At 43.9% G+C, this 15,236-nt stretch carries 13 protein-coding genes; 5 read left to right on the forward strand and 8 right to left on the reverse strand.

Features of this window, described 5'->3' with window-relative positions:
* Positions 1–20 precede the first annotated feature (20 nt).
* Together SNE26_RS06090 and glmM are read right to left on the reverse strand one after the other, a co-directional pair.
* Positions 21–1,157, reverse strand: a complete 1,137-nt coding sequence (locus SNE26_RS06090; RefSeq protein WP_321558473.1) for a cysteine desulfurase family protein — start codon at positions 1,155–1,157, stop codon at positions 21–23.
* A 118-nt stretch (positions 1,158–1,275) separates the two neighbouring features.
* Entirely contained in the window at positions 1,276–2,667 is a 1,392-nt protein-coding gene (gene glmM, locus SNE26_RS06095) for a phosphoglucosamine mutase (RefSeq protein ID WP_321558474.1), read from the reverse strand.
* Positions 2,668–2,933: 266 nt separating this feature from the next.
* Here glmM and SNE26_RS06100 point away from each other — a divergent pair, with 266 nt between their 5' ends.
* Both SNE26_RS06100 and SNE26_RS06105 read left to right on the forward strand, forming a co-directional pair.
* On the forward strand, positions 2,934–3,497 hold the full coding sequence (locus SNE26_RS06100) for a phosphatase PAP2 family protein (RefSeq protein ID WP_321558475.1): 564 nt from the start codon (positions 2,934–2,936) through the stop codon (positions 3,495–3,497).
* Positions 3,497–4,213: a ZIP family metal transporter gene (locus SNE26_RS06105; RefSeq protein ID WP_321558476.1), complete on the forward strand. Its 717-nt coding sequence runs from the start codon at positions 3,497–3,499 to the stop codon at positions 4,211–4,213. Before SNE26_RS06100 ends, SNE26_RS06105 begins: the two co-directional genes overlap by 1 nt.
* Positions 4,214–4,262: 49 nt before the next feature.
* Here SNE26_RS06105 and SNE26_RS06110 read toward each other — a convergent pair whose 3' ends face one another.
* Entirely contained in the window at positions 4,263–7,073 is a 2,811-nt protein-coding gene (locus SNE26_RS06110; RefSeq protein ID WP_321558477.1) for a prolyl oligopeptidase family serine peptidase, read from the reverse strand.
* Between the two features lie 9 nt (positions 7,074–7,082).
* Here SNE26_RS06110 and SNE26_RS06115 point away from each other — a divergent pair, with 9 nt between their 5' ends.
* Entirely contained in the window at positions 7,083–7,310 is a 228-nt protein-coding gene (locus SNE26_RS06115) for a hypothetical protein (RefSeq protein ID WP_321558478.1), read from the forward strand.
* A gap of 36 nt (positions 7,311–7,346) precedes the next feature.
* On the opposite strand, the gene SNE26_RS06120 is transcribed toward SNE26_RS06115, so the two are convergent.
* The 3 genes from SNE26_RS06120 to argB form a co-directional block, all read right to left on the reverse strand.
* Positions 7,347–8,723, reverse strand: a complete 1,377-nt coding sequence (locus SNE26_RS06120; protein WP_321558479.1) for an aspartate kinase — start codon at positions 8,721–8,723, stop codon at positions 7,347–7,349.
* 218 nt (positions 8,724–8,941) lie between these two features.
* Positions 8,942–9,760 (reverse strand): pyrroline-5-carboxylate reductase, encoded by an 819-nt coding sequence (gene proC / locus SNE26_RS06125; protein ID WP_321558480.1) that lies wholly within the window; start codon positions 9,758–9,760, stop codon positions 8,942–8,944.
* Complete coding sequence (gene argB, locus SNE26_RS06130) at positions 9,757–10,602, reverse strand: acetylglutamate kinase (RefSeq protein ID WP_321558481.1); 846 nt, start codon at positions 10,600–10,602, stop codon at positions 9,757–9,759. Before argB ends, proC begins: the two co-directional genes overlap by 4 nt.
* Before the next feature lie 204 nt (positions 10,603–10,806).
* Here argB and SNE26_RS06135 point away from each other — a divergent pair, with 204 nt between their 5' ends.
* A complete protein-coding gene (locus SNE26_RS06135) occupies positions 10,807–12,105 on the forward strand; it encodes an NAD(P)/FAD-dependent oxidoreductase (protein ID WP_321558482.1) in 1,299 nt (432 codons plus the stop codon).
* 42 nt (positions 12,106–12,147) lie between these two features.
* Positions 12,148–13,395, forward strand: coding sequence for a sodium:proton antiporter (locus SNE26_RS06140; protein WP_321558483.1), 1,248 nt, complete (start codon positions 12,148–12,150; stop codon positions 13,393–13,395).
* Positions 13,396–13,551: 156 nt separating this feature from the next.
* Here SNE26_RS06140 and SNE26_RS06145 read toward each other — a convergent pair whose 3' ends face one another.
* Complete coding sequence (locus tag SNE26_RS06145; protein ID WP_321558484.1) at positions 13,552–14,160, reverse strand: FMN-binding negative transcriptional regulator; 609 nt, start codon at positions 14,158–14,160, stop codon at positions 13,552–13,554.
* Between the two features lie 81 nt (positions 14,161–14,241).
* Complete coding sequence (locus SNE26_RS06150; RefSeq protein WP_243487096.1) at positions 14,242–15,189, reverse strand: N-acetylornithine carbamoyltransferase; 948 nt, start codon at positions 15,187–15,189, stop codon at positions 14,242–14,244.
* Positions 15,190–15,236 lie beyond the last annotated feature (47 nt).

Genomic DNA, 15,236 nt, shown 5'->3' on the forward strand with positions numbered 1-15,236 from the left:
ACTTTAGCGTATTTTCAAGCTTACACATTTACAGCGCAAAGCTCACGAACTTTGGCTACTACAAAATCAACCTCTTCTTTGGTGTTATATTTCGAGAAGGAGAAACGTACCGATGGCCTTGATGAACTGGCCCCGATAGCGGTTAGCACATGTGAGCCAATATCGCTGCCCGAACTGCATGCACTACCGCCTGAAGCCGAGATACCGGCAATATCGAGATTAAACAGCAGCATATCGCTCATTTCCATTTCGGGGAAAGCTACGTTAAGCACTGTATACAAGCTTTTTGCGGGATCTGTTTCGCCGTTAAAGCTTACACCCGGTACGTTAGTAATCAGTTGCTCCATCATGTATGATTTTAAGCCCTGAATATGATTTTGGTGCTGCTCCATTTCGGCATAAGCCAGTTCAAGCGCCTTGGCCAAACCTACTATGCCGTAAATATTTTCGGTACCGCCGCGCATGTTGCGTTCCTGCGCGCCGCCATAAATAAATGGTTTTATCTTTATTTTATGATTGATATGCAGGAAACCTACACCCTTAGGCCCATGCAATTTATGACCGGCACATACCAGGAAGTGGGCTTTAAGTTTGCTCAGATCATGCTGGTAATGGCCCATAGTTTGCACGGTGTCGCAATGGTAAATGGCGTTGTATGCTTCGCAGAGGTCGCCCACGCGTTCCATATCCGATAGTGTACCTATTTCATTATTAGCGTGCATCAGCGATACAAAACTGCGTTCATTGTCTTTAAGCAAGGTTTCAAGATGATCATAATCAACGGTGCCTTTGCTATCAATATTTACAAAACTCAATTTAATTAAGCCCGATTTCTCCATCGCTTCCAGCGTATGGAGCACTGCGTGATGCTCGGTATGGCTGGTGATGGCGTGGGTAATGTTATGATCAATGATCCCGCACCTGATGGCCGTATTGTCGGCTTCGGTGCCGCTTGAGGTAAAGAAGATCTCGGCGGGCGAGGTGTGCAGTAAACCGGCAATCGTTTTTCGCGAACGCTCAATTAAAGTACGTGCTTCCCTGCCATGGGCATGTATTGACGACGGATTACCAAACTGGTTTTCCATCACCTTATACATCTCCTTCATTACATCAGGGTCAAGCGGTGTAGTGGCGGCATTATCAAAATAAACGCGCATTCTTTTAAATTTATAAATTAATGGATCAGTAACTTCAAAACACATGCCCGGTATTATATATAGGCAAGCAGCCAACGGTATTTACCGCTGGTTGCCTGCTATTTTTAATACCAGTAAATTAACCTTTCAGTTGTAAGATCTCCTTAATATCAGTGATGATCTTATTAGCCAAACCGTTTGCCACGGTTTCAGAATTTCCTTCAGAGTAGATTCTGATAATAGGCTCGGTATTTGATCTCCGCAAATGTACCCATTCTTTATCAAATTCTATTTTCAGGCCATCAATTGTTGAGTGGGGCTGTTTGATGTATTTCTCTTCCACTTTGCTCAATAGCCCATCAATATCCATCTCGGGCGTTAAAGTGATCTTGTTTTTCGAAATAAAATAACCCGGATATGACGAACGTAAACTTGAAACCGACTTGCCATACTTAGCTAAATGGGTTAAAAACAACGCTATGCCAACTAAAGCGTCACGACCGTAATGTAACTCAGGGTAAATAACCCCGCCATTACCTTCGCCGCCTATAACCGCGTTAACTTCTTTCATTTTGTTAACAACGTTAACCTCTCCAACTGCAGCTGCATGGTATTCGCCGCCTGCTTTTTCAGTAACGTCACGCAGCGCACGGGTTGATGACAGGTTAGATACCGTATTGCCCACATTGTTTTTCAAAACATAATCGGCTACGGCAACCAGTGTATATTCTTCGCCAAACATATTGCCATCTTCACACACAAAGCAAAGGCGGTCAACATCCGGATCGACTGCTATACCCAAATCGGCACGCTTGCTAACTACTTCTTTTGATAGTGCAATCAGGTTTTCCGGAAGCGGCTCGGGGTTATGCGGGAAATTACCATCCGGCTCACAATACAATTCGTGAACAGTTTCAACGCCTAAAGCTTTCAGTAAAGCCGGTACAAAAATACCACCTGTTGAGTTAACGCAATCTATTACCACTTTAAAGTTGGCTTTCTTTATAGCCTCAACATCAATCAATGGCAAAGCCAACACAAGGTCGATGTGTTTTTGCAGCCAGGTATCATCAGGGGTAACTTTACCCAGATCGTTTACATCTGCATATTTAAAGTCGCTGTATTCGGCAATTGTTAGCACTTCTTTGCCATCGGCATCGCTGATGAACTCGCCATCGGCATTGAGCAGTTTAAGAGCGTTCCATTGTTTTGGGTTATGGCTTGCAGTAAGGATGATGCCACCCGCCGCCTGCTCACCGGTAACGGCAACCTCAACAGTCGGTGTAGTTGATAAACCAAGATCAATAACATCAATACCCAAACCCTGCAGTGTGCCAATAACAAGATTATTCACCATAGCACCCGATAAACGGGCATCACGGCCTACTACAATCTTTTTAATCCCTGATTTTTTCACAGCCCATGATCCGTAGGCCGAAGTAAATTTTACAATATCAAGCGGTGTTAAACCATCGCCAACGGCACCGCCTATGGTGCCGCGTATTCCTGAAATAGATTTTATTAATGTCAAAATGCGAAGTTTTTGGTGTGGTAAAAGTAAAAAATATAAGCTACAAATGATATTGTTTTAAGGATTTACGCAAACGCTTGCATATAAGGTTACGGTTAATTTATTGTTTTTTAATACGGTGCAGGGTGGTTTCAATTGTCATCCCTGCGCATTATTTTATGCTTAACGGGATAATGCTGCTGCTAAGTATTAAAATTTAAAGGATTTTTTAAGCTATTTGATAACTTTGGAAATTACAGCAAACAAAACACCTATAGTAAAAAACAATGCCCGATTATCTTTTAAACCTCGACCGGCATTTATTTTATTTCATTAATCATGACCTGTCCAATTCATTTTTCGACTGGATCATGCCCTTGTTGCGTAACCCCAAATTCTGGATCCCGCTGTATATTTTCATCATCATTTTTTGTTTATGGCGATATAAGAAGACCGGCGCTATCATTATAGTGCTGCTGGCGGCATCGGCAGGTGTTGCTGATTTCACCAGCGGCGTTATTATCAAACATAATATCCAGCGCCTTCGTCCCTGCCGTGATCCGGTTGTATCTGCAACCGATATCAGCCGTGTACCCTGTGGTAGCGGATATAGTTTTCCATCAACCCATGCCACCGACCATTTTGCCATGGCGATATTTCTTGGCTTTGTGTTTTTTAGAAAATGGAGATGGATATGGCTTTGGACGATACTTTGGGCAGGCAGCGTTTGCTTTGCACAGGTATACGTAGGGGTACATTTCCCGATAGATGTACTATGCGGCGCTTTATATGGGGCCTTTGTTGGATGGCTGTTTTCATTATTGTTTAAAAAATTACAACCTGCCTTTTAATGGGATATTGGAAAATTCTGCTGCTTTTTTTTGCTGCCTTTTTTGGCGGCACTTCTGTATTTTTATTTAAGGGCGATAACCATAAAACGCTGAAGCTGGTGCTGTCGTTCAGCGGGGCTTACCTGTTTGGCATTACCGTTTTACACTTGATTCCTGATGCCTACCACGGTAATGATAACTATGTTGGCGTATTCATATTGATAGGCTTCCTGTTCCAGATTGTGCTTGAACAATTTTCGGACGGGATTGAGCATGGCCACATGCACAAACACCCGCATGACCTGGCAGTTTTCCCAATAGGTATTATGGCAAGCCTTTGCCTGCATGCTTTTTTGGAGGGTATGCCGCTTGCACAAGGCAACCAGGACCAGTTGGTTTATGGCATTGCATTGCACCATATCCCGGCCGCATTTGCACTGGCAACAGTATTGCTAACCAACAAACAGGGTAAAAACAAAACCATACTTTTTGTGGCAGTATTCGCGGTAATGGCACCGGCAGGTTATTTTTTCAGCGACGCGTTAAGCAGCGGAAACATCGGTAACCTGCAACATTATTTTAACAGGATCATGGGCGTTGTTATCGGCATCTTCCTGCATATCTCCACTACCATACTCTTTGAATCGAGTGCCGATCACCGTTTCAATATGCGTAAAATGATGGCGGTATTGGCCGGTGTAGCCATCGCCCTGCTGGGGTTTTTGAAAGAGTTGTAGATTATTAATGCTATTACTTTATGTGAAATTAATTTCCGCATAAGAGTTTCTATTTTTCCAGTTCCAGGCCCCAGTCTTTCCCTTTATCAACTGCAGGAACTCCCTTATCCATCCAAACCGGCATTGGCGCGCCTTTTAAAAAGTGATCGAAGAATTGTTGCTCACGTATAGTAATGTCTTTGCGGTTTTGGCGTAGTACCAGGTTATGAGCCTCTCCATTATATTGCAGCAGCCAAACCGGTTTACCTAAGCGACGCAAGGCTGTAAACATTTCAATCCCCTGGTACCACGGCACGGCACCATCGGCGTCATTGCTCATGATCATTACCGGTGTTTTTACCTTGGGCAACTGGAACAAGGGCGAATTTTCGATATACAGTTCAGGCTTTTCCCAAAGCGTTGCGCCAATGCGGCTTTGTGATTTTTCGTACTGGAATTGCCTGTTCAGGCCCGATTCCCAACGGATGCCTCCATAAGCCGATGTCATGTTGGCAACCGGCGCGCCGGCCCAGGCCGCGGCGTACATATTGGTTTGGGTAATGAGGTAAGCCACCTGGTAACCACCCCAGCTTTGGCCCTGCAGGCCAATATGCGCTGCATCAACCCATGTGTTTTTCTTTAAAGCTTCAACGCCTGAATTTACAAACTCAACCGCCGAAGCCCCCGGATGACCGGTTTGATAGCTGATATCGGGTGCGAAAACAAGATAACCGTTGCTCACAAAAAATGATATAGGTAGCCGGGAAGGAGTAGGAGCAGGTGCTATATAGTTAAAAAGGCCGTCCGAAAGTTTCTCATAAAAATAAACGATCATCGGGTACTTTTTGGCCGGGTCAAAGTCTTCAGGCTTATACAGAATCCCTTGCGATTGGTAGCCTTTAGGTGTTGTCCACCTCACAAGCTCGGCAGTGCCCCAGTTATATTCATTTTGCTGCGGGTTGATATTACTTAGTTTGACCTCCTTTTTCAGATCGGATGAAAGATATAAATCAGGCGAATGCTGATAGTTTGCTTTGGTATAAATATAGGCATCAGCATTTTTAGCTTTCAGCAGATTGTCATAACTCATTGGGGCCATGACCACTTTTTCGGGTTGGTTGTTTACTTCAGGGAACTTCCGGAAATATCCCCATTGCTTATTTTCCTCGTTTTGAGTTAAAAGGCACATCGGCTCTTTTAGCGGGATGAATTTTTGCTCCGGGTCGGTTTGATCATACCTCATGATCAGCTTGTTTTTGCGTCCGATACCTTTAGTGAAGTTAAACGCGTCGCCCGTTGCCGGGTCAAAACGCCAGATATCATACCTGTCGTAAATAAATACGGCCTTGTCACCCGCCGTCCAGCCGGCCACACCATAGGCCGAAGCGTACCCTGGTACATCGTTCAGTTCATCGCCCATTTTAGTGCCGGTTGCTTTGCTCAGGTTTATCTTTTGCCCCGTTGCAATGGTATAGCAATACCATGCCTGATCTTTGAGATCAAACCACAGCACATAATTGCCATGCGGAGAGATGTAATAACGCCCCAGAGAGGCATTAATAAACCGGTGGTTACCGCTCCGGGTATCAATTAAAATAGCCTGCTGTTTGGTGCCGCCTTCCCACTGGGCCGATACGCGGGCGCCGGTATCTGTAAGCCCTAAAACATAGCGGGCATCTTTATTTTCGGCAGTTAATATTTCAGGAATAGCTTTGCCGCCCAACTGCACAACTTTGCTGCTCGTTTCTTCGGGTTTTATGACGGCAAGATAGCTTCGCTTTAATTCGGCTTGCAGGTTTTTAAGCTGTTGGGGCTGCAGGTAATCGTCTTTGTAGTTCCAGATATCCAGTTTGGCTGCCTCAAAATCAACAAGGGTAGTATCAACAGGTTTGGGGATAGGGGCAGTGCCAAAGTACAGATTATTGCCGCCTTTGCTGAAGCTTACCTTGCCATCTCCGCTTACTGCCCAATTGTTGGGTATACCAGCAGATCCGGCAGCTGCGATAACTTCTGCGCTATCTTTTGCAGCGCTGTAATAATAAAGTTTAAAGGGTTTTATCAGTGCTTTTTCCGGATTTTTCTCGGCAGTAAAAGCTACCTGGCGCCCGGCATCATCAATGCTGATGTTATGGTAATTACCCCTGCCGGTGCTTAACCGTTTGAGGGTGTTCTTTTCCAGATCAAATAAATACAGACCGGATACAGTCCCTTTTTGTTTTATTGGGGCCGTAACGGCAAACGTCAGCCATTTCCCGTTTTTGCTTACCTGGTATTCGGTAACATAATTAAAAGTTTGCGCTATGCCGGTTTTTAATTTTCTAACTGTTAAGTCTGCGCCTTCATGCGTAGGCGGGGCAACCGTTGCAGCTATGGCTTTTTTTGAGGTATCGCTTGGTGCTGGTTTTTTAAGCGTGTCGGCCGTTGCCAGGTAAGCAATAACAGCTGCATCCTCCGCTATTTTAAATGAGCGGATAGCCGGGACTTTAACAACGGACGATGAACCTAAAGTAATTATCCCCAATGTGTCTTTAGGGAAATCTGATTGTTTTTTCTTCTTTATTTTAGCCTGCCTGGTATCCTTATAAAACGGACGGATAAGGCATATAGCGAACTTTGAATCCCCGGTTATTTTAAGCGTATCTGCACGTGGGATTTTAATTGAGGTGATGTTTTTTGAGTCTTTTATAATCAGCTCAGCATCGCCCTGCTGCGGCTTTATGACATAACCTATCCATTTACCATCGTTGCTGATGCGCTGGCCGGTTATACTTTGCCATCCGTCAAACACAGTATGATCTAATGGTTTTTTACCCGGGCTTTGAGCAAATACGTGAAAACCGGTAGCCAACAGCAGGCTGGTTGAGAGTAAAAGTTTACGCATACAGGAAAGATGTCAAAACCTAAATATGCTGAAAACTTACGGCTTAATGAAATAAACAACGTGAAAGTTACATTTTATAAGGCGAAAGGCGAAAGGCGAAAGGCGAAAGGCGAAAGGCGAAAGGCGAAAGGCGAAAGGCGAAAGGCGAAAGGCGAAAGGCGAAAGGCGAAAGGCGAAAGGCGAAAGGCGAAAGGCGAAAGGCGAAAGGCGAAAGGCGAAAGGCATTATGTTAAATAGAGATATAAAACAACCTTTCGCCTTTCACCTCAAAAATTAGCACATCGCCTTGTTCAAAGCGCGGATTGCCTCATCAAAATCTTCGCGGGCTATCAAAAACTGGATGTTGACCATTCTTAATGCAAAGCCGCAGCTTTTGATATTGATCCCTTTTTGGGCCAATGCTGTTGCCGATTTGGCCAGTAAGCCCGGCTGATCCATGTTGGAACCTATCAGGCAAACCATTGCCATTTTTTCAACAGCAACCTTTTCGTAATTGTCTTCCAGTTCGCCGATCAGTTTTTTATTGTAATCTTTCTCCCATATCACTATCGAAATACTGTTAGCGCTGGTAGCCTTAAAACTATAGCTAACGCCAAACTTGTAAAACAACTGCATGATATGAAAATCGGTACCAACGTTGCCAACCATTGAGGGATCGTAAATATCGATCATGATCACTTTATCGGTACCGGTGATAACCTCAACACGCTTCTTATCACAAATATATTCGCGGGTTATTAACGTACCGGGGTGCTCCGGTTGGAAGGTGTTTTTGATCCGCAGGTCGATATCATTTATTTCCAGCGGTTTTGATGCTTTAGGGTGGATAGCTTCCATGCCCACGTCGGCCAGTTGATCGGCAACGTCATAGTTGGTATTACCTACCGGGAAACAGTTTTCAACGCCAACTAATTGAGGATCGGCAGTACAAAGGTGATATTCTTTGTGGATGATGGCTTCCTGCGGTTGTACAGCAACGGCAATTTTGCTGAAGGTAACTTCAGAGTAGCCACGATCAAACTCGCGCATAATACCTTCAGTACCTTTGGCGTAGCCGGTAACAATGGTGATGGTTTTTGAAAAATCAATATGGGCAAGGTCTTTTTTGATACGCTGATCAATGGTTAATGCGCGGTGGTCATGAAAGCCGCTCAGGTCGACCAACGTAGCATTGATCCCCATATTTTGCAGGATATTGGTAAAGTTAAAAGCCGAATGGCTTTCACCTATCGAAGCCAGGATCTCGCGTGCGGCCTGTAAAATACCTTCTTTACCTACGTAACCCGAAGCCAGGATATTAGCCAGGTTCTCCAGATAGGTTTGTGCATCTTTTATCCTTGTTTCAATGTATTTATCAGCTTCGGCTATGTTCAAACCAAGCCCTTCATACGTTTTATTGATCTGCTTTAAACGGGTGATGAGTTGTTTTAGCGGTGTATGAAAATCCTTGTAGTTGGCAAGCTTGTGGTATACGCCCGGTGCGCCTGTCTTTTTGTTTTCGAGCAGGAGGTTGGTTACCCCCGAAAATGCCGATACTACAAATATGCGGTTATAAAGTTGTTCCCCGCTGCGTTCAAACAGGATAATGTTTTTGATCACATCACCCAAAGCGGTCATGGATGTACCGCCAATTTTTTCTACTGTTAACATTTTATATTGAAAGATCGGCAGCCAGATACCATAACTGTACCAATGGTTATAACTATTGGTAATTGATTGAATGCAAATAGTTTGTATCCAAACTGCTTTTTTAAAAATAACTCATTTTGATATAACCTATCAAAACGATCGAAATATAATGATTATTTGCTCTCCGCTTTAAGCTTAATTAACTAATGCTTTCCGCTTTAAGCATTTGGCTTTTAGCTTTAATTGTCTTTTTTATACAAATCGCCTGCTTTTTCTGCCGACAGACGGATCCCCTTGATCATAGCCGAGCTAAAACCATGGTGCTCCATTTCATTTAAACCGGCAATGGTACAGCCGCTTGGCGAAGTTACTTTATCAATTTCCTGTTCAGGGTGCGATGCCAGTTGCAGCAGCAGGTCGGCCGCTCCCTTGGCAGTTTGGGCTGCCATTTTAAGGGCATCATGTGCATGGAACCCAATTTCGGTACCACCTTGCGAAGCCGCACGGATAGATCTCAGGAAGAAAGCGATACCGCAGGCACACAAAGCAGTAGCCGAGGTCATTAATTCTTCATTGATCTGGATAGTTACACCAACCGTATCAAACAGTGATTTGGTCATGTTGATATTTTTATTGGTGCCGTTATCGGTGGCAATACAGGTCATGGAATGGCCTATGGCTATCGCGGTGTTCGGCATTGCCCTGATCACCTGTACATTGAGCTCAAGATGCTGGCGGATATCTGCACAGCTAACGCCGGAAATAACAGATATTAATAATTGCTTATCCGGCTTTAACGAAGGTTTAATTTCGTCTAACAGTTTATTGAGTTGTTGTGGCAGTACGGCCAGCACAACGATATCGGCTTTGCGTACGGCACGCAGGTTATTATCCGATACATGATACCCCTGCTCTGCATATTGGGCCAGCGCGGCTACGTTGCGGCGGGTTAACGATATTTGCTGGGGTTTGCAAATCCCCGATTTAACTAAACCTTTGGCTAATGACAGGCCTATGTTACCGGAGCCTAATATTGAAATGTGCTGTTGTGCGTTCATGCGTTTTTAGTTAAACGTGTTCCAAATGGTTTGTTATCTTTCAATTGACCAAGATCATCTGACTTGCCAATAATTACTGCTTTTACACCGCAGGCAATTGCGGTAAAAGCGTTGTCAAGCTTCGGCAGCATACCACTATGTATTATCCTTTCCACTTTTAATTCTTCGTAGTGCTGCGGGTTAATTTCCCTTATCAGCGATTCTTCGTCATTGATATCTTTTAACACACCTTTTTTCTCAAAACAGTATATGAGGGTGGTTTCATATAATCCCGATAACGATACCGCCAGCGCCGAAGCAATGGTATCGGCATTGGTATTTAGCAACTGACCTTCGCCGTCGTGCGTTATAGCACAGAAAACGGGAGTGAAGCCTGCTTCCATCAACCGGCTTATATTTTCAGGGTTGATAGAGTCTTTAACAATATCGCCTACAAAACCATAGTCAATAGTTTTTACCGGCCGTTTAACCGCTTTAATAAAGTTGCCATCGGCACCGGTCAGGCCAATGGCGTTGTTGCCAAAACGTTGCAGCTGCGCTACTATATTTTTGTTGATTAGGCCGCCATAAACCATGGTAACCACCCTCAGCGTTTCAATATCGGTAATGCGCCTCCCATCAACCATTTTTGATTCGATACCTAAATCTTCGGCCATTTGAGTGGCCACTTTGCCACCTCCGTGTACCAGGATCTTGAGGCCGTCAAGCGCTTCAAAGTCCTTTAAAAAATGATATAGGTTTTCAGAGTTATCAATAACGTTTCCACCTATTTTGATTATATAAAGGCTCTTATTTGATGGTAATTTACCCGTTTTGATATGATCTGTATCAATTTTATTCATTCCAGCTGTTAATATAACTCTTTTAGTGTCAAATTTCCACTTTTTTAAGCGGAAAACTGTTAAAATTACGAAAATATAGTGTGTTTTTTCAAATATTGATTTAAAAATGGATAATTGAATTTGCAGTTTAAGTTTACAATTTGATTATGAAAGAATTAGTAATATTGAAAAACTTTAAGGCATTATCCTTGCTTATATCTATCTATGGAGCAAAAAAAGAATACCAGGCCACGGGTGGCAATTATTGGGGGTGGATTTGGCGGGATACATTTAGCTAAAAAACTAAAAGATGCACCTGTTGATGTGCTGATGATTGATAAGCACAATTATCACACCTTTCAGCCCTTGTTGTACCAGGTTGCAGGAGGCGCCATAGCAGCCGATTCAATTGGTTTTCCGTTGCGACGGATCTTCACGAGGCAAAAGAATTTTCGCTTCGCGCTTGCAGAGGTGAAGAAGATCAATGCCGAAACTAATACGCTTGATACCGATATCGGCACCATTTATTATGATTACCTCGCGATAGCAACCGGCTCCAATACCAATTTTTTCGGCAATAAAGAGATAGAGCATTTTGCCATGCCGATGAAGAATATCCCGGAGGCATTAAACTTAAGGAGCCTGATCCTGCAAAATCTCGAGATGTCGCTCGTATCTAAAGACCCGGAAGAAAAAGCGGCGTTAATGACCTTTGTGGTTGTAGGCGGTGGCCCAACCGGTGTGGAGTTATCCGGCGCCCTTGCCGAAATGCGCGAGCTGATATTAATGAAGGATTACCATGGTTTGCGTAAACATAGCATGAGTGTTTACCTTGTTGAAGGTAAAGCGGAGCTGCTGGCCGCGTTTTCGCCCGGGGCGAGGGCCAAGGCCAAGAAGTTTTTGCAGGATATGGACGTGACCATTTATAACAGCGTACACGTGGAAAGCTATAATGGATACGAGCTTAAGATAGATAACGGTACATCACTGTTAACCCGCAACGTACTTTGGGCGGCAGGGGTAAAGGGCGAATTCCCTGAAGGCATTTCTGCCGATAATATAGCCCGCGGTAACCGCATCCTGGTTGATGAATTTAATAAGGTAAAAGGTTACGAAAATATTTATGCCATAGGCGATGTAGCCGCCATGATCACCGACGAATATCCAAACGGGCATCCCGGAGTAGCGCCCGTGGCCATCCAGCAGGGGCAAAACCTTGGCGAAAACGTTTACCGTATGTTTGAGCGTAAGCCGCTGGTGCCCTTCAAATACAGGGATAAAGGCTCGCTTGCAACCATAGGACGTAATAAAGCGGTGGCGGATTTGGGGAAGATCCATTTTCAGGGATTTTTTGCCTGGCTGGTGTGGGGATTTGTACACATCATGTCTTTGGCCGGCTTTACCAATAAGGGTATTATATTTTTTAGCTGGGCCATCAACTATTTCACCAAAAACAGCGACAACCGACTCATCGTACGCTATTTTGATACCGAAACCCGGATGACCGATCCTGAATCGAGATAAAACAAAACAATAGGCCTTTTAAATCCTTAAATGTAAGTATTTATGGATCTGTTTGTTGTAATTGCTTTACTGGTTATTGTCAGCGCGATTTTCTCGTACCTTAACGCCCGCTTTATCAAGCTGCCGGGTACCATTGGCATTGTGTTACTGGCAACCATTACTTCTATCACCATACTTATCGTTGATAAAATTGATTCATCGATAGCCGATTACCTGGGGACACTCGCCAAAAATATCAATTTTTCAAAAGCAGTATTGAATGTGCTGCTTGGTTTCCTGCTTTTTTCAAGTTCATTTAATTTGGATGGCCGGAAGCTGAAGAAAGAGATGCGCCCGGTATTTGTATTGAGTACATTGGGGGTTATTATTTCAACCGCGGTATTTGGGTTCTTGTTGTTCTACGTAGCCCCGGTTTTTCATATCCATATGCCGCTGATCTATTGCCTGTTGTTCGGCGCTTTGATCTCACCAACTGATCCTGTGGCGGTTGCGGCCATTATCCGTAATTCAAAATTACCTGCCAATCTTGAAACCATTATTTCGGGCGAATCCCTTTTTAATGATGGGATAGGGCTGATCCTGTTTGTGATTATCCTGGAGATAGCCCGTGTGGGAGAAGAGAAAATTGAGTTAGCTAAAGTAACGATGCTTATCGTAAAAGAAATTATAGGAGGGATGGTAGCCGGTGGCATTTTAGGTTATGTTGCTCATCGGCTGATGCACTCGGTTAAAGATTTTCAGACTATCGTATTGATCTCGCTTGCTTTAGTAATGGGTTTATCGGTGCTGGCGGTATTACTTGGTTTCTCACTTCCACTGTCAGTTGTTATAGCCGGATTATTTGCCGGAGGCCAATCCATCAATCAGGATAATAAAGAACGGTCGCACGAGGCTTTGGAAAAATTCTGGAAGCTGGTTGATGAGATCCTCAACACCATTTTATTTGTGATGATTGGCCTGCAACTGGTTAACCTGCCTTTTGTAAATAATTACTGGGTAACGGGAAGCATCTCTATTGTTACTGTTTTAATAGCCCGCTGGATGAGTATCATGCTGCCGCTCACGTTTTTAAGGCATACACTTAAAGTAAATTATGGCAATATCAACATCATGACCTGGGCAGGCTTACGGGGAGCCATATCTATAGCCCTTGCGTTGTCATTACCCAATACGCCATACCGGCACCTGATTTTGTCGGGAAGCTATTTTATCGTGATATTTTCAGTGATTGTGCAAGGGCTAACCTTAAACAAAATGATCAACAGTGCTTCCAAAAAGATAGAAGAGTAAAACATTCTATAATTCTGCCGCGGGTTTAGCGATAGCGTAACCCGTGGTTAGCCATGGTTGAAGTTTTTAACTTCAGTAGTTAAGTTGAAAACTTAACTGATATGCCCCACAGGTTACGCTATCGCTAAACCCGCGGTAGTTACCCCCGGCAGTCAATTATTTTAGGCGCGACATGTATTTGCCAATCTCAGCTTCAACGGTATCTTCACTATTACCTAACGCTGTGATGATATTTTCCCGTTCGGTTTCGGTGCGGTTTTGACTAAGCTTTTGTTTACCCTGAAGGTCATCAACAATGATCTCAAAAGCTACAATCCCTTTCATCATTCGTTGCTTGTATTCATCAGGCAGGCTATTCCATTGGATAAGATAATCGGCCTCATAATTACTTATCATTTGCACCAACAGACCAGCAGTTTGTTCACCTTCGGGTAGTATTGTAGCTTTACCATAGGCATGTATCGCGATATAATTCCAGGTAGGTACGTTGGTTTCCTTTTCGTAATGTTTGGGCGAGATATAGGCGTGGGGCTCGGTAAAGATCACCAGGATGTCCTTGCCTATAATTTCGGCAGCCTGCGGATTAGCCCTGGCGAAATGTGATGAAAGAACAATTTTATCATCGCGTTTACTTACCAGGAATGGGATGTGGGTAGCAAACGGAACATTGTCAGTAGCGGTAACAATTGTTGCAAAGCTATAACGTTGCATAAAGCTGATCGCTTCCTGCTCATCCGTTAACTGGAAATGTTTGGGAGTATACATTGAGGAAAGATTTAAGAAGGGAAGAAGCAAGAGCCAAGACCAGTACAACTTGACTCTTGCCTTTAAATGAATAGCTATTAATTATAAGCTCTCCAACATCTGTTTAAGTACAGCCTGCGCGGCCCAAACACGGTTACCTGCTTCATGCACCACAATAGAATTTGGTCCGTCAAGTATTTCGTCCGATAACTCTAAGTTGCGGCGTACCGGTAAACAATGCATTACTTTAGCATTGTTGGTTAACTCCAGCTTTTTATTGGTAAGCATCCACTCTTCATGTTTGCCTAATATATTGCCATAAGGCTCATAAGCCGACCAGTTTTTTACGTAGATAAAGTCTGCGCCTGCCAAAGCTTCATCCTGGTTGTAAGTGATGTTTGCACCCTGTGTAAAATCGGTACAAAGCTCATAGCCCTTAGGTTGTACAATTGTAAAGTCGACATCGGCCTTGCACATCCACTCAGAGAATGAGTTAGGTACGGCCTGCGGCAAAGGTTTGATATGCGGCGCCCAGGTTAAAACCACTTTAGGACGCGCTGTTGTTTTCAGCTCTTCAATAGTGATCAAGTCGGCCAAACTTTGCAGCGGGTGACGTGTGGCCGATTCCAGGCTCACAACCGGTACTTTGCAAAACTCAACAAACTTGTTAAAAATCATCTCGCTATAATCTTCCTCACGGTTCCTTAAGCCGGGGAACGAACGTACGCCAATAATATCAGCATATTGCCCCATAACGCCTGCTGCTTCGCGGATATGCTCAACGGTAGTACCGTCCATGATCACGCCATCGCGGAGTTCAAGTGCCCAGCCTTCTTTATCGATATTAAGCACCATCACATTCATGCCCAGGTTAAGGGCTGCTTTTTGTGTGCTCATACGGGTACGCAGACTTGGGTTTAAAAACACCAGGGCCAGTGTTTTATTTTTACCAAGTTGCTGGTGTGCAAAGGGATCCTGCTTAAGTGCCAATGCCTCTTTTACAAGTGCGTTAACATCGGCAACATCATTAACAGAAGAGAATAGTTTCATGAACTTTACAATTATTGGGTGAGTTGTTCTGCTATTTATTTTTTAAG

Source organism: Mucilaginibacter sp. cycad4 (genome assembly GCF_034263275.1).
Lineage (GTDB): Bacteria > Bacteroidota > Bacteroidia > Sphingobacteriales > Sphingobacteriaceae > Mucilaginibacter.

Excerpts from the sequence above, each read along its gene's own strand:
- SNE26_RS06135 (WP_321558482.1), top strand. The coding sequence starts at position 10,807 with ATGGAGCAAAAAAAGAATACCAGGCCACGGGTGGCAATTATTGGGGGT.
- SNE26_RS06120 (WP_321558479.1), bottom strand. The coding sequence starts at position 8,723 with ATGTTAACAGTAGAAAAAATTGGCGGTACATCCATGACCGCTTTGGGT.
- SNE26_RS06115 (WP_321558478.1), top strand. The coding sequence starts at position 7,083 with ATGTCAAAACCTAAATATGCTGAAAACTTACGGCTTAATGAAATAAAC.
- SNE26_RS06145 (WP_321558484.1), bottom strand. The coding sequence starts at position 14,160 with ATGTATACTCCCAAACATTTCCAGTTAACGGATGAGCAGGAAGCGATC.
- SNE26_RS06090 (WP_321558473.1), bottom strand. The coding sequence starts at position 1,157 with ATGCGCGTTTATTTTGATAATGCCGCCACTACACCGCTTGACCCTGAT.
- proC (WP_321558480.1), bottom strand. The coding sequence starts at position 9,760 with ATGAACGCACAACAGCACATTTCAATATTAGGCTCCGGTAACATAGGC.
- SNE26_RS06105 (WP_321558476.1), top strand. The coding sequence starts at position 3,497 with ATGGGATATTGGAAAATTCTGCTGCTTTTTTTTGCTGCCTTTTTTGGC.
- SNE26_RS06140 (WP_321558483.1), top strand. The coding sequence starts at position 12,148 with ATGGATCTGTTTGTTGTAATTGCTTTACTGGTTATTGTCAGCGCGATT.
- SNE26_RS06110 (WP_321558477.1), bottom strand. The coding sequence starts at position 7,073 with ATGCGTAAACTTTTACTCTCAACCAGCCTGCTGTTGGCTACCGGTTTT.
- argB (WP_321558481.1), bottom strand. The coding sequence starts at position 10,602 with ATGAATAAAATTGATACAGATCATATCAAAACGGGTAAATTACCATCA.
- SNE26_RS06100 (WP_321558475.1), top strand. The coding sequence starts at position 2,934 with ATGCCCGATTATCTTTTAAACCTCGACCGGCATTTATTTTATTTCATT.
- SNE26_RS06150 (WP_243487096.1), bottom strand. The coding sequence starts at position 15,189 with ATGAAACTATTCTCTTCTGTTAATGATGTTGCCGATGTTAACGCACTT.